The organism is Nonomuraea gerenzanensis (assembly GCF_020215645.1).
GTDB lineage: Bacteria > Actinomycetota > Actinomycetes > Streptosporangiales > Streptosporangiaceae > Nonomuraea > Nonomuraea gerenzanensis.
Window position 1 is genome coordinate 1,793,254 of the sequence record NZ_CP084058.1, and the last position, 13,538, is coordinate 1,806,791.

The 13,538-nt window shown below is 69.5% G+C and carries 12 protein-coding genes; 3 read left to right on the top strand and 9 right to left on the bottom strand.

Features of this window, described 5'->3' with window-relative positions; genetic code table 11:
• Positions 1-51 precede the first annotated feature (51 nt).
• The 8 genes from LCN96_RS08750 to LCN96_RS08785 all read right to left on the bottom strand — a co-directional run bounded on the left by LCN96_RS08750 (position 52) and on the right by LCN96_RS08785 (position 7,967).
• Entirely contained in the window at positions 52-342 is a 291-nt protein-coding gene (locus LCN96_RS08750) for an MTH1187 family thiamine-binding protein (RefSeq protein WP_225272081.1), read from the bottom strand.
• A 184-nt stretch (positions 343-526) separates the two neighbouring features.
• Positions 527-850 (bottom strand): hypothetical protein, encoded by a 324-nt coding sequence (locus tag LCN96_RS08755; RefSeq protein ID WP_225272082.1) that lies wholly within the window; start codon positions 848-850, stop codon positions 527-529.
• 10 nt (positions 851-860) lie between these two features.
• Positions 861-1,538: a uracil-DNA glycosylase gene (locus LCN96_RS08760; protein WP_225272083.1), complete on the bottom strand. Its 678-nt coding sequence runs from the start codon at positions 1,536-1,538 to the stop codon at positions 861-863.
• A 69-nt stretch (positions 1,539-1,607) separates the two neighbouring features.
• Positions 1,608-2,984: a M1 family metallopeptidase gene (locus LCN96_RS08765; protein WP_225272084.1), complete on the bottom strand. Its 1,377-nt coding sequence runs from the start codon at positions 2,982-2,984 to the stop codon at positions 1,608-1,610.
• A 99-nt stretch (positions 2,985-3,083) separates the two neighbouring features.
• Entirely contained in the window at positions 3,084-3,995 is a 912-nt protein-coding gene (locus tag LCN96_RS08770; RefSeq protein ID WP_225272085.1) for a carbohydrate ABC transporter permease, read from the bottom strand.
• Entirely contained in the window at positions 3,992-5,374 is a 1,383-nt protein-coding gene (locus LCN96_RS08775; RefSeq protein ID WP_225272086.1) for an ABC transporter permease, read from the bottom strand. The genes LCN96_RS08770 and LCN96_RS08775 overlap by 4 nt, the downstream gene beginning before the upstream one ends.
• 12 nt (positions 5,375-5,386) lie before the next feature.
• On the bottom strand, positions 5,387-6,712 hold the full coding sequence (locus tag LCN96_RS08780) for an ABC transporter substrate-binding protein (RefSeq protein WP_225272087.1): 1,326 nt from the start codon (positions 6,710-6,712) through the stop codon (positions 5,387-5,389).
• Between the two features lie 7 nt (positions 6,713-6,719).
• Complete coding sequence (locus LCN96_RS08785; protein ID WP_225272088.1) at positions 6,720-7,967, bottom strand: ABC transporter substrate-binding protein; 1,248 nt, start codon at positions 7,965-7,967, stop codon at positions 6,720-6,722.
• Positions 7,968-8,098: 131 nt separating this feature from the next.
• Between LCN96_RS08785 and LCN96_RS08790 the strand changes: the two genes are divergently transcribed.
• The 3 genes from LCN96_RS08790 to LCN96_RS08800 are packed head-to-tail and all read left to right on the top strand — an operon-like array spanning position 8,099 to position 11,594.
• Entirely contained in the window at positions 8,099-8,605 is a 507-nt protein-coding gene (locus LCN96_RS08790) for a PadR family transcriptional regulator (protein WP_185109639.1), read from the top strand.
• Positions 8,602-9,330, top strand: a complete 729-nt coding sequence (locus LCN96_RS08795) for an ABC transporter ATP-binding protein (RefSeq protein WP_225272089.1) — start codon at positions 8,602-8,604, stop codon at positions 9,328-9,330. The genes LCN96_RS08790 and LCN96_RS08795 overlap by 4 nt, the downstream gene beginning before the upstream one ends.
• Positions 9,327-11,594 carry an ABC transporter permease gene (locus LCN96_RS08800; RefSeq protein WP_225272090.1) on the top strand — a complete coding sequence of 756 codons (2,268 nt, stop codon included), beginning with the start codon at positions 9,327-9,329 and terminating at the stop codon, positions 11,592-11,594. The genes LCN96_RS08795 and LCN96_RS08800 overlap by 4 nt, the downstream gene beginning before the upstream one ends.
• On the opposite strand, the gene treS is transcribed toward LCN96_RS08800, so the two are convergent.
• A complete protein-coding gene (treS, locus tag LCN96_RS08805; RefSeq protein ID WP_225272091.1) occupies positions 11,581-13,293 on the bottom strand; it encodes a maltose alpha-D-glucosyltransferase in 1,713 nt (570 codons plus the stop codon). The two genes, LCN96_RS08800 and treS, sit on opposite strands and share 14 nt — an antisense overlap.
• Positions 13,294-13,538 lie beyond the last annotated feature (245 nt).

The window sequence follows — 13,538 nt, forward strand, 5'->3', positions numbered from 1 at the left end:
GGCAACACGATATGACGCGTCGGTGGAGAGGTCAAGATATATCGCGTTATGTCAGGAGAGGTGGCGCTCCAAAGACTCGATCTTGGACGTCATACCGTCCGTGACGCCCTCGCGCAGGTCGGCCTTGAGTACGAGGCTCACCCGGGGAGCGACCTCGGCCACGGCGTCCACGGCGCGCTTGACGACGGCCATGACCTCGTCCCACTCGCCCTCGATCGTGGTGAACATGGCGTCGGTGCGGTTGGGCAGCCCGCTGTCGCGGACCACCTTGACGGCGCGGGCGACGGGCTCGGCGACCCCTTCGCCGACGCCCAGCGGGGTGATGGAGAAAGCGACGATCATCAGCGCATCCTACGCCGGGCGGCAAGCAACGACGATCATCAGCGCGCCCTACGCCGGGCAGCGAGAAACGACGATCACCAGCGCATCCTGTGCCGGGCCGCCGAAGGCCACGCTCATCAGCGCACCCCGGCCCGGACAGCGAAAAGCCACGACGTCCGCAGAACGCCGTGGCCGCCGCCGTACATCACGCGTGGTCGTGCTCTTCGTCGTCCTCTTCCTCGCTCGGCCCCTCGGACGGCTCCACGCCGAGGACGGCCTCGCGCGGCTCGATCTCGCTGATGTGGTCGACGAGCTGCAGCACGTGGTCGGGCTCGATCAGCCACTGCAGCGCCGAGGCGCCGGAGTCGTCGGAGCCGACCAGCTCGGCCTGCTCGGTGCGCTCCTCATCGGTGAGATCGGCGTCGGGATGCCGGATCTCGGCCAGCGCCGCTGCCTGCAGCGCGTCCATGTCAAGCACCTCCACGGTCAGCTCGACCGTCAGGCGCAGGAACTTCGGTTCATCACTCATGGCGACGATGCTAGGGCAGCTTCCACTCCACAGGCGCCGCGCCTTGCGCGACAAGCAGCTCATTGGCCCGGCTGAACGGCCGCGAGCCGAAGAATCCGCTGCGCGCGGAGAGCGGGGACGGGTGCGCGGACTCGATGCGCGGCACCTGGCCGAGCATGGGCGCCAGGTTGCGGGCGTCGCGGCCCCAGAGGATCGCCACCATCGGCTTCTCGCGCGCCACCAGGGCGCGGATGGCCTGCTCGGTGACCTGCTCCCAGCCCTTGCCCCGGTGCGAGGCGGGCTTGCCCGGCATCACGGTGAGCACCCTGTTGAGCAGCAGGACACCCTGCTCGGCCCACGGCGTCAGGTCGCCGTTGGAGGGGCGCGGGAGCCCGAGGTCGGTCTCCATCTCTTTGTAGATGTTGAGCAGGCTGCCGGGCAGCGGCCGCACGTCGGGCGCCACCGAGAACGACAGCCCGACGGGGTGCCCGGGCGTCGGATACGGGTCCTGCCCCACGATCAGCACCTTGACCTCGTCGAAGGGCTGGCTGAAGGCACGCAGGACGTGGGCGCCGGCGGGCAGGTACTGCCTGCCTTCGGCGATTTCCTTGCGCAGGAACTCTCCCATGACGGAGATCTGCTCGGACACGGGCTCCAGCGCGCGTGCCCAACCCGCTTCGACGACTTCGTTCAACGGACGACCGGCCATGGCCGTTGAGCTTAGTCAGGTCTGGTACGGCTTGCGGCCCAAACCCAGGGACAAGCCGTACCAGAATGATCACAACGACGGCTTGCCGGGCTTGAAGAGCCACGCGTCGAACAGGGCCCCGAGGTCCTGGCCCGACACCCGCTCCGACAGCGCGACGAAGGCGGCGGTGTCGGCGTTGCCGTACCTGTGCTCGCCCGCCCAGGCCCGCAGGATCGCGAAGAACGCGGCGTCGCCGACCGCGCCCCGCAGCACGTGCAGCGTCATCGCGCCGCGGTCGTAGACGGGGGCGTGGAAGAGGTTCTCCGGGCCGCCGGGGTCGGCGGTCGGGACCTGCCAGAAGTCGTCCTCGGCCGGCCGCGCGTACGCCTCGTCGAAGGCTGCCTGCACGCTCTGCGTCCCGAGCTTGTCGGCCCACAGCCACTCGCCGTACGTGGCGAAGCCCTCGTTCAGCCAGATGTCGCGCCACAGCGTGGGCGTCACCGAGTTGCCGAACCACTGGTGCGCCAGCTCGTGCGCGAGCAGCGACTGGCTGGGCACGCGCGGGTAGATCGGCCTGGTCTGCGTCTCCAGCGCGTAGCCGACCTCGGGCGCGTGGTCCACGATCCCGCCCGTCGAGGAGTACGGGTACGGCCCGAACAGCCCGCTGAAGAAGTCCAGCACCGGCGGATGCCGCTCGGCGAAGCCCGTGGCGTCACCGGCCGCCTGGGGATCAACGGACGTGGTCACCCGGTAGCCGCCGATCCGGCGGTCGGTGAGCTGGGCGATCCCGATCGACACCGTGGCCAGATAGCCGGCCATCGGCTCGCGGGAGTTCCACACGTACGTGGTGCGCCCGCCCTTCGACGCCTTGCGCACCAGGTCGCCGTTGGCCACCGCCACCCGGGAGCTGGGCACGGTGACGGTGAAGCGGTAGGTCGCCTTGTCCGTCATGTGGTGGTTGCCGGGGTACCAGGTGATCGCGCCCTGGGGTTCGTTGGCGTTGTAGACGCCGTCGCCGGTCTTGATCCAGCCGTCCATGGCGCCGTCGGGGTCGATGACGTGGGTGGGCTGGCCGTCGTACCGGACCACGACCGAGAAGCCGCGCCGGTCGCGCACCGGCCTGGCCGGCGTGACCACCAGCTCGGAGCCGCTCTGCGCGTGCGAGGCGGGCCTGCCGTCCACGGTCACGGACCGTACGGACAGCGTGTCGACGAGGTCGAGGTTGAAGCGGCTCAGCGCCTGCGTGGCACGCGCCGCGATGACGGCGCGGCCGGACAGGCGGCCGGAGTCGGGGTCGTAGCCGAGGGTGAGGTCGTAGTGCAGGGCGTCGTAGCCGCCGTTGCCCTGGCCGGGGAAGTACGGGTCGCCCGCGCCCGGTGCGCCGGGCGTGCCCGCCGGGTCGGCGGCGGCGGGGGTGAGGGGAAGCGTGAGGAAGGCTGCCGCGGTGAGGGCGAGAAGACGCTTCATGAAAAAGCATCGAAAATGCCCGAATGGGCGTTACTTGGGATTCCCCACAGACATGCGAGGGCGCCCGCCCCCGAGAGCGGGCGCCCGTTCAGGCCGCCGTCACTTGACGGAGCCGGCCATCATGCCCTGCACGAAGTACCGCTGGAACGCGAAGAACAGGACCAGCGGAATGATCAGCGACATGAACGCACCGGACGAGAGAATGTCGGTGTTCGACCCGAACTGCCGCATCTGAGACTGCAGGTACTTGGTCATCGGCTGGTTCCCGGTGTCGGCGAAGACCAGCGCGATGAGCATGTCGTTCCACACCCACAGGAACTGGAAGATGCCCAGCGAGGCGATGGCGGGCTTGCCCAGCGGGAAGACCACCGAGACGAAGATCTTCCACTCCGACGCCCCGTCCATGCGCGCGGCCTCCAGGAGCGAGCCCGGGATGCCGACGAAGAAGTTGCGCAGCAGGAAGATCGCGAACGGCAGGCCGAACGCCACGTGGAACAGCACCACGCCGGGGATGCTGCCGAAGATCCCGGTGCTGCCGTAGAACGAGGCGATGGGGATCAGCGCGATCTGGATGGGCACGATCAGCAGCCCGACGACCACGAGGAACGCCGCGTCCCTGCCGGGGAAGTCCATCCACGCGAACGCGTACCCGGCCATGGCCGCGATGCCGATCACCAGCACCGTGGTCGGCACCGTGATCGCGACCGTGTTCCAGAAGGACGCGGAGAAGCCGCTGCCCAGCAGGTTGGCGTAGTTCTGGATGGTCAGCTCGGCCGGCTTGGTGAAGATCGTCCACCAGCCCTCCGCGCTGTTGACCTGGTTGGTGCGCAGCGAGACGACCAGCAGGCCGAGCGTCGGCACCAGCCAGAACAGGCCGAGCAGGATCATCACGACCTGGACGGCACCGCTGCCCAGCTTGTCGACGATCTTGCTGGCGATGCCCCTGCGCGGCGCTCCCGACTCCAGCCCGGACGAGCCCGCGGGTGGCGCTGTGGCTGTCGCGGTCGTCATGACTCTCCCCTCCTGAACCGCCGGATGTTCATGACCATGAAGGGAAGGACCAGAATGAGCAGGAAGATCGCCAGCGCGCTGCCCAGCCCCTGGTTGTTCCCGCCGCCGAACGACACGCGCCACATCTCCAGCGCGACCACGTTCGCCTGCGGCTGCACCGAGGCCGGCGCGATGATGAACACCAGGTCGAACACCTTCAGCGTATTGATGATCATCGTCACGAAGACGACGAGCAGGACCGGCGACAGCAGCGGCACGGTGATCTTGCGGAACACCTGCCACTCCGTCGCGCCGTCGATGCGGGCCGCCTCCAGGGCGTCGCGCGGGATCGCCGCGAGCCCGGCCGCGAGCAGCACCATGGCGAAGCCGGCCCACACCCAGACGAACGCGCCGATGATCGCGGGGGTGATGAGTGTCGGGCCCAGCCACTGCAGGCCGCCGTACGAGGCCTGGAAGTTCGACTGCGGCAGCCGTACGGTGTAGGCGCCTGGCGCCAGGCCCTCGAAGCGGAACGTGCCGTCCTCGGCCGTCGTGGCGGTGCCCGCGACCTGGCCGTTCTGCACCGCCTCGACGGTCATGCCGGGCAGGCCCCTCTCGGTGCCGTCCACGACGCCGCTCTGGCCGCCGCCGCCCTGCGTGAAGTCGAACCAGACGGTCCCCGACAGGGCGTCGCCCGCGGGGGCGGGCTTGGCGGGCTGCGCGTTGGACGGCATGATCTCCGGCTTGACGCCGACGATCGGGATCAGCACCGGCGTGCCCGCCTGGGCGGGCTGCTTGGTGACGACCGCGCCGTCCTGCGCGGCGACCTGCGACTGGTCGCCCTCGCGCGGCCGGGCGTCCGGATAGCCCTGCGAGGAGGAGAACGTGTCGGCCACGGTGGTGAGGATGGCGTTGGCCAGGCCCTTGTCCGGGCTCTGCTCGTAGACGAGGCGGAAGATGACCCCCGCCGCCATGAGCGAGACGGCCATCGGCATGAACACGATCAGCTTGAACGCCGTGGACCACTTGATGCGCTCGGTCAGCACGGCGAAGATCAGGCCCAGCACGGTGACGATGATCGGGGCGACGATCACCCAGATCAGGTTGTTGCGGATCGTCGTCAGCGTGCCCGCATCGGTGAAGATCGAGATGTAGTTGCCAAGCCCGACGAACTCGGTGAACCCGTTGGCGCCGTAGAGGCTGCGGATGATCGAGTAGACGATCGGATAGACCACCCAGATCCCCAGCAGCACCGCTGCCGGGAGGAGGAAGGCGATGGCGACCGCCGGCGAGGGGCCGAGGCGTTTTCTGGTACGGGGGGTTTCAGCCGGTCCGGTGGAGGTGCCGCCCGCGGTCTGCGCCGCGGGCGGGTCCTGCCGGCCGTCCAACCGTTCGGTCACGGCCTTACCTCTTTACTTCCAGGCCTTCTTGGCCTCTGCTTCGAGCGCCTCCTGGGTGCCCTTGACGTCGCTCGGGTCGCGCAGGAAGTCCTGCAGGACCTTCCACTCGCCCTTGCCGTCGGTGCCGCCGAACGCGCTGGGCGCCAGGTCGGACATGTCGTAGCGGACGGCGTCGCCGGCGGAGACGATCGTCTGGCCGAGCTGCTTGGTCAGCTCGTCCGGGTAGTTGTCGGGCGAGACGTTCTTGTTGGGCGACAGGTAGCCGGGCAGCTTGGCCCAGACCTCGCCACCCTCCTTGGAGGCCAGGAACTGCACCAGCGCCATCGCGCCGGGGGTGTCCTTCATGGCCACGGCCACGTCGCCGCCGAGCACGACCGGGGTGGTGTCACCGGCCTTCGGGAACGGGAAGTACTTGGCCTCCTCGCCGACCTTGGCGCCCGCGTTCACGGCCTCGACGGCCACGAAGTCGGCCTCGATGACCATGGCGGCCTTGTCGGTGCCGTACACCTTGGTCACGCAGGTCGGGAAGTCGGTCTGCATGGTGCCGGAGGTGCCGTCGACCAGGTAGTCGTTCTTGGAGGCGATCTGCGCGATCTTCTCCAGCGCCACGCCCACGGTCGGGTCGGTCCACGGGATCTCGTGGTCGGAGAGCTTGTCGTAGTTCTCCGGGCCCGCGGTGGACAGGTAGACGTTCTCGAAGAGGTCGGTCAGCGTCCAGCCGGAGGCGCCGCACAGCGAGAACGGCGGGGTGCCGGAGTCGGCCACGGTCTGTGCGGCCTTGACCAGCTCGTCCCAGTTGGTCGGCGGCTGCACGCCCGCGTCCTCGAACGCCTGCGACCGGTACCACACCAGCGACTTGTGCGCCGCCTTGACGAGCACGCCGTACACCTTGCCGTCGACGGAGCCGAGCTCCTTCCAGTACGGCGTGTAGTTGGCGTCGATCTCCTTGGTGACCTCGGGGGTCAGCGGCTTGAGCGCGTTCTGCTCGACGTACTGCTCCACCAGGCCGGGCTGCGGCAGGATCGCGACGTCCGGCGGGTTGTTGCCCTGGATGCGCGGGCCGAGGTAGGCGCCGGTGTCCTCACCGGTGGAGGCGTAGGTGACCTCGGCGCCGGTCTTGGCGGTGAAGGCCGCCAGCACCTGCTCGAAGTTCTTCTGCTCGGCGCCGGTCCACTTGGCGGCCACTTCGATCTTGACGCCCTGGAGCGGCTTGGCGCCGCCGCTGGTCGCCGACGCCGATCCGGCGGCCGTGGGCTCGGTCGTCGTCGGTGCGTTGCCGCAGGCGGCGACGGCTACCGCGAGCCCGGCCAGGATCGCTGCTGCACTGCCTTTTCGCATGGCTGCCTCACTGGGTTCTGATGATCTCTTCGAGTTCGGACTTCATGGAGGCCGCGACATCGTCGGCGGACTCGGGGGAGGGGTTGCCGAGCGCCTTGGCGACCGAGCTTGCGATCACCAGGCTCAGCTGGTTGTAGTTCGCGCTCACCGGCCGTGGCCGGGCGGCGAGGATGCTCTCCTTGAGCACGGGCAGGTAGGGGAAGCGCTCGATGAGCTCGGCGTCGTCGTAGAGCTCGGTCCACACGGGCGGGAACGAGCCGTCGGTCAGGACCCGGCGCTCGTTCTCCAGGCTCGTGAAGTAGCGGATGAACTCCTGCGCGGTGTGCTGGTGCTTGGAGTAGGCGCTGATGGCCAGGTTGGCGCCGCCCAGCGTGCTGGAGCCGGGCCCGTCGAGGCCGGGCAGCCGGGTCACGCCCAGCTTGTCGCCCAGCTCGGCCCTGGCCGGTCCGTACGCGTGCGGCCAGTTACGGGCGAAGGCCAGCCGGCCCTCCTGGAAGGCCAGGCGTGACTCCTCCTCCTTGTAACTCAGCGACTCCTTGGGGATCCAGCCCTCGCGCAGACCCTGGAGCAGGAACTCGAGTGCGATCCCGCCCTTGGCCGGATCGAGGGTCACCTCGGTGCCGTCACGGCTGACCAGCTCCCCGCCGGCCGACTGGACGGCCTCGGAGAAGTTGACCGTGAGCCCCTCGTAGGCCAGGAACTGTCCCGCGTACCCCCCAATGTTGTGCTTTTTCGTGATTGCGCGTGCTTGGTCGCGAAGCTCGGCCCACGTCCGGGGCGGCTTCTTGACCAGGTCCTTCCGGTAGTAGAGCAGCCCAGCGTTGCTCGTGTACGGAACGGCCCAGAGCTTGTCCTTGTAGACGGCCGTCTCCACGACGGGCGGCAGGAACCTGTCGAGCGGGAACAACCCGCGCTCCAGGGGGATGATCCAGCCGTTCTCCGCGAATTCGGCAGTCCACACCACGTCGAGCCCCAGCACGTCGTACCGGCTGCTCTGGGCCTGCAGGTTGGCCGCGATCTGAGCGCGTTGCTCGTCGGCGGCCTCGGGCAGCTCCAGCAGCGTCACCTTCTCGGCCGGGTGGGCCTGGTTCCAGCGATCCAGCAGGGGTTGCAGGTACGCCGTGGTGTCGCGTCCGGTGGCGAAGGTGATCGGGCCTGTTCCGCCCGTCCCCGTCTCGCCGCCGCCCTCGTCGCCCGCCGCAGCACAGCCGGCCGCCAGGGACACGGCCAGCAACGCCACCAGCGAGCGAAACACCCTGTTTCCTCCGCATTCAGGTCGAATTACATACGTGTTAGGTAGATGCATTCATGTTATGCACAGCGGTAATCTGTAGGTCAACGGATTGCTCTGTAACGCGTACGTAACAGAGCGAGGAGGGGAGAGCGGTGCGGCCTCACCTGCTGGCGCTCCTGGCGAAAGAGCCTGCCCATGGCTACGAGCTCAAACAAGCGCTTGAGCAGACCTTCGGCAGCGCCTATCCGTCCCCGAACATCGGGCAGATCTACGTCACCCTCGGCAGGCTGGAGAAGGACGGCCTCATCAGGGCCGTGGACGTGGAGCAGTCCAACCGGCCCAACAAGAAGGTCTACTATCTGACGGCGAAGGGCCGTGAGTCGCTCGAAGCCTGGGTGGACGAGCCGACCGAGGGCCCCAGGGTGCGTGACGAGTTCTTCATGAAGCTCGTGCTCGCCCCGCTCACCGGCATCGCCGACAGGATGGCGCTGATCAGCCGTCAGCGCCGGCACTACCTGTCGCTGATGAGCGACCTGAACGACCTGCTGTCCCGCACCGCGCCGACCGATCGGGTGGCGATGCTGCTCATCGAAGGGGCCATGTTGCATCTACAGGCAGATCTTGACTGGCTCGAACGCTGCCAGGAGGATCTGGCATGAGCCCGGTTGTGAAAACGGTCAATCTGGTCAAAATCTACCAGGATGGCGCAGTGCCCGTCCCCGCCGTGCGCGGCGTGGATCTGCAGGTCGAGCCGGGGGAGTTCGTCGCGATCATGGGTCCGTCGGGCTCGGGGAAGTCCACGCTCGTGCACATGCTGGGCGGCCTCGACGCGCGCACCAGCGGCGAGATCTGGCTCGACGGCAAGCGCGTGGACACGCTCTCCGAGAGCGCCTGGGCGCTGCTGCGGCGCAAGAAGATCGGCTTCGTCTTCCAGTTCTTCAACCTGGTCGCCAACATGACGGTCGGCGACAACGTGGAGCTGCCCGCGCTGCTGGCCGGCGCCTCGCCCAAGGTGGCCCGCGAGCGCCGCGAGAGCCTGCTGGCCGCGCTCAACCTGACCGACAGGGCCGACGCCGCGCCCGCCCAGCTCTCCGGCGGCGAGCAGCAGCGGGTCGCGCTGGCCAGGGCGCTGGCCAACGAGCCCAGCCTGCTGCTGGCCGACGAGCCGACGGGCAACCTCGACAGCCGCAACACCCGTGACGTGCTGCGCCTGCTGGGCGAGGTGCACAAGCAGGGGCAGAGCATCGTCATGGTCACCCACGACGCCCGGGTGGCCAGCCTGGCCGACCGGCTGGTGTCGCTGTTCGACGGGGAGATCGTCGACGACGGCCGCATCGCGCGCCGCCGTACACGGACGGCCGGCGAGGTGATCGACCTCCGATGAGCACGCTGCGGGCCGGTAGCCGGTGGATCAGGGCCGACCTGCGGGCCCGGACAGGGCAGGCGGTGCTCACCGTGCTGGCCGTGGCCGGCATCGTGGCCGCGCTCATCACCGCCGCGACCCTGCTGGAGGACAGCACGAACCCCTGGCGCAGCCTGTCGGCCCAGACCGACGGCGCGCACGTGTGGATCTACACCAAGGACAGCCCCCAGGTCGCGCTGGGCGGCATCGACGGCGTGGCGCAGACCGCGGGCCCGTACCGCTCCGCGCCCGTCACGGTGGCGCAGAACGGCAAGAAGGAGCCGGCCTCGCTGCGCGCGATGCCGGCCACCCCGGCCGCGGCGGCGCACCCTCTGGTGGCGGAGGGCCGCTGGCTGGACCCGTCGCAGCCCGACGGGGTGGTGGTCGAGCGTTCGTTCGCCCGCTCGCTGGGGCTGCGGCTCGGCGCGCCGTTCACGATCATCACGATCAACGGCGAGCGCCACACCCTGTACGTGCGCGGCATCGCCGACTCCGCCGACCAGGGCTTCTACCCTGAGTGGACGCCCGGCCTGGCCTACGTGCTGCCCGTGATGCTCGACCGCGTCGAGCCCATGCTGGGCCGCAGCGAGTGGGTCACCGGCCTGCGCCTGACCGACCCCGAGGCCGCACAGGTCGTCTCGCAGCGCGTGGTCGTGCTGCTGGAGGACCGGCTCCAGCGCGTCTACACCTGGCGCGAGGTCAGGTCCGCGATGGAGCTGGACAACCGGCTGCTGGGCACGCTGCTCGCGCTGTTCGGCGTGGTCGGGCTGGTGGCCGCCGCGCTCGCGCTGGCCAACGCCGCCGGCGGCCGGGTGCTGGGCCAGCTCCGCGACCTGGCCACGCTCAAGTCCATGGGCTTCACCAGGGGCCAGGTCGCGCTGCTGCTCCTGGTCGAGCACGGCGCGCTCGGCCTGTCCGGCGTCGCGATCGGCGCCGTGGCGGGCTGGGGCGTGATGGCGGCGATGCTCGGCGCGGGCTCCGTCGCGCCCATCCCCGTGCTGGCCATCGTGGCCGGCACGGCCCTGGTGGTGCTGGCCGCCGTCGGCGTGCCCGCCTGGCGGGGCGGCCGCACGCCGCCGATCCCCGACGTGCCCGCCGCGCCGCCCCGGGGCCACCTGTCCCGGCTGGCGCGCCTGGCCCTGCTCGTACGCCTGCCGCCCGCCCTCGTCCTGGGCACCAGAGACGCGTTCACCCGGCGGGTCCCGGCGTTCCTGACGGCGTTCGGCCTGGCCGTGCCGATGATGATGACCACGATCGGGCTCGGCGTGTGGGCCACCCTCGACAACTTCTCCGCCCATCCCGAGCAGGTGGGCCAGCACGCCGCCCTGTACGTCAAGCCGGGCAAGGAGGAGCCGGCCGTCGCCGAGCGCCTGGCCGGCCAGGACAAGGACGTGACCGAGGTCTACCCGGGCACCGACGTGAACGCGCTGGCCCCGGGCGAGGCCCGGTCCGTGCGGGTGCGGGCCATCGGCAGCTCGACGGCCCCGTACCCGTTCCCGGTGGTGGAGGGCCGCATGTACGCCCGCCAGGGCGAGGCGGTCGCCGGGCAGGGCCTGCTGGACCTGCTCGGCCTCAAGATCGGCGACCGGGTGCGGCTCACGGTGGGCGGCACGCCGCTGATCGTCAGGATCGTCGGCAGGACCGTCGAGCCCGAGCAGGACGGCGAGGTGCTGTCGGTGGGGCTCGACAGCCTGGCGGCCAAGGACGCGGTGCCGCCCGAGTACTACGCGCTGGCGCTCAAGCCGGGCGCCGACCCGCTGGAGGTGCGCGGCCGGCTGCTGGCCAGCTCGCGGGAGGGCCTGGACGTGCAGGCCGCGGTCAACCCGGCCGACCGGCTGTCGATCATCAGGGTGGTGATCGTGGCGCTGATCGCGGTGCTGACCCTGATCGGCCTGGCCAACCTGCTCACCGCCAGCGCGCTGGGGCTGCGTGACCACGCCTTCGACCTGGCCGTGCTCAAGGCCATGGGGCTGACCCCGCGCCAGGTCATGGCCACGCTGGTGACCGGCACGGGGCTGCTCGTGGTGCTGGGCGTGGGCGTGGGCGCGGCGGCGGGGGTCTCCGTCGTCACCGGGCTGATCGACTGGCAGGGCCACACCAGCGGCGTCGGCGCGGGCATCGGCCGCGCGCCGTCGCCCCTGACGCTGGGTGTGGCGGTGCTGGTCGCCGTGGGCACGGCCCTCGCGGTGGCGCTCATCCCGGCGCGCCGCGCGGCCCGTGCCCAGGTGCCGGTCACCTCTCGATGAGGCTGTCCTCGGGCTTCTTCAGCGCGAACCAGTAGAAGCCGTGCCCCGGCAGGGTGAGCAGGTAGGGCAGCTCTCCGATCGCGGGGAACGGCACCCCGCCCCTGGCCTCGACGGGCGTCATGCCCTCGAAGCGCCGCAGGTCCAGCTCGACGGGCTGCGGGAACTTGGACAGGTTGTTGACGCAGAGCATGACGTCGTCGCCGTCCTCGCGCACGTACGTGAGCACGCACGGGTTCGACGACCACATCTCGGTGTAGGCCCCCACGCCGAACACGGGGTGCCTGCGGCGGATCTCCAGCATCTTGCGGGTGAAGTGCAGCAGCGACCCCTCGTGCCGCTGCTGGGCCTCCACGTTGACCGCCTGGTAGCCGTAGATCGGGTCCATGACGGCGGGCAGGTAGAGCCGGCCCGGGTCGGCCGAGGAGAACCCGGCGTTGCGGTCGGGGCTCCACTGCATCGGGGTGCGGACCGAGTCGCGGTCCTCCAGCCAGATGTTGTCGCCCATGCCGATCTCGTCGCCGTAGTAGATGACCGGCGAGCCGGGCAGCGACAGCAGCAGCGCGGTGAACAGCTCGATCCGGTCCCGGTCGTTGTCGAGCAGCGGGGCCAGGCGGCGGCGGATGCCCAGGTAGGCCCGCATGCGCGGGTCCTTGGCGTACTCCTTGTGCATGTAGTCGCGCTCTTCCTCGGTCACCGTCTCGAGCGTGAGCTCGTCGTGGTTGCGCAGGAAGATGCCCCATTGCGCCTTCTCCGGCAGCTTGGGCGTGCGGGACATGATCTCGGAGATCGGCTCGCGGGTCTCCTTCTTGACCGCCATGTAGATGCGCGGCATGAGCGGGAAGTGGAAGGCCATGTGGCACTCGTCACCGCCCGTGGTGGGGTCGCCGAAGTACTCCACCACGTCCTCGGGCCAGCCGTTGGCCTCGGCCAGCAGCACCCGGTCCGGGTAGAGGCGGTCGACCTCCGCGCGGATCTTCTTCAGGTACGCGTGCGTCTCCGGCAGCCCGGAGCACGCCGTGCCCTCGCGCTCGAACAGGTACGGCACCGCGTCCAGCCGGAAGCCGTCGATGCCGAGGTCCAGCCAGAAGCGCAGCACCTCCAGCATGGCCTCCTGCACCGCCGGGTTGTCATAGTTCAGGTCCGGCTGGTGGTGGAAGAAGCGGTGCCAGTAGTACTGCTTGCGCACCGGGTCGTAGGTCCAGTTGGACTCCTCGGCGCCGATGAAGATGATCGGCGCGTCGGGGTAGCCGCCGGGGTTGTCGGACCAGACGTAGAAGTCGCCGTACGGCCCCTCAGGGTCGTGCCGGGACGCCTGGAACCACGGGTGCCGATCACTGGTGTGGTTCATCACGAGATCGGTGATGATCCGCAGGCCCTTCTCATGGGCCTTCTCGATCAGCGCCACGAAGTCCCCCAGGTCCCCGAAGTCAGGGAGGATCTTCATGTAGTCCGAGATGTCGTATCCGCCGTCACGCAGCGGCGACTCGTACAGGGGCAGCAGCCACAGGCAGTCCACGCCGAGCCACTCGAGATAGCCCAGCTTCTCGATGAGGCCGCGCAGGTCGCCGGTGCCGTCGCCGTTGGAGTCCTTGAACCCCCGGACGAGAACCTCGTAGAACACCGCCCGCTTGTACCAGGCTGGGTCCTCCGAGACGAAGGCCTCGGAGATCGGCTCCGGCGTTGGGGATGCGTTGATCATGATGTCGCTCACAGGAAGAGATGTGGGCAGGACGAAGTCACCGGTTGCCCCGGCGTTGTTATCTGGTGACCGCGCCGCGTGGAGTCGTCATCCCTGCGAACTCCACTGCCCTAAACCGGGACCTGATTTGTGATCTGGTGCCCGTTTGTGCGGCGCTTACGGGCCGAACACTACCAGCCCGTTGGCTTTCCGGAACCCGCTTCTGCTGTGCGACGTGTAATACCCGCGAGATCAGGATGTAATCG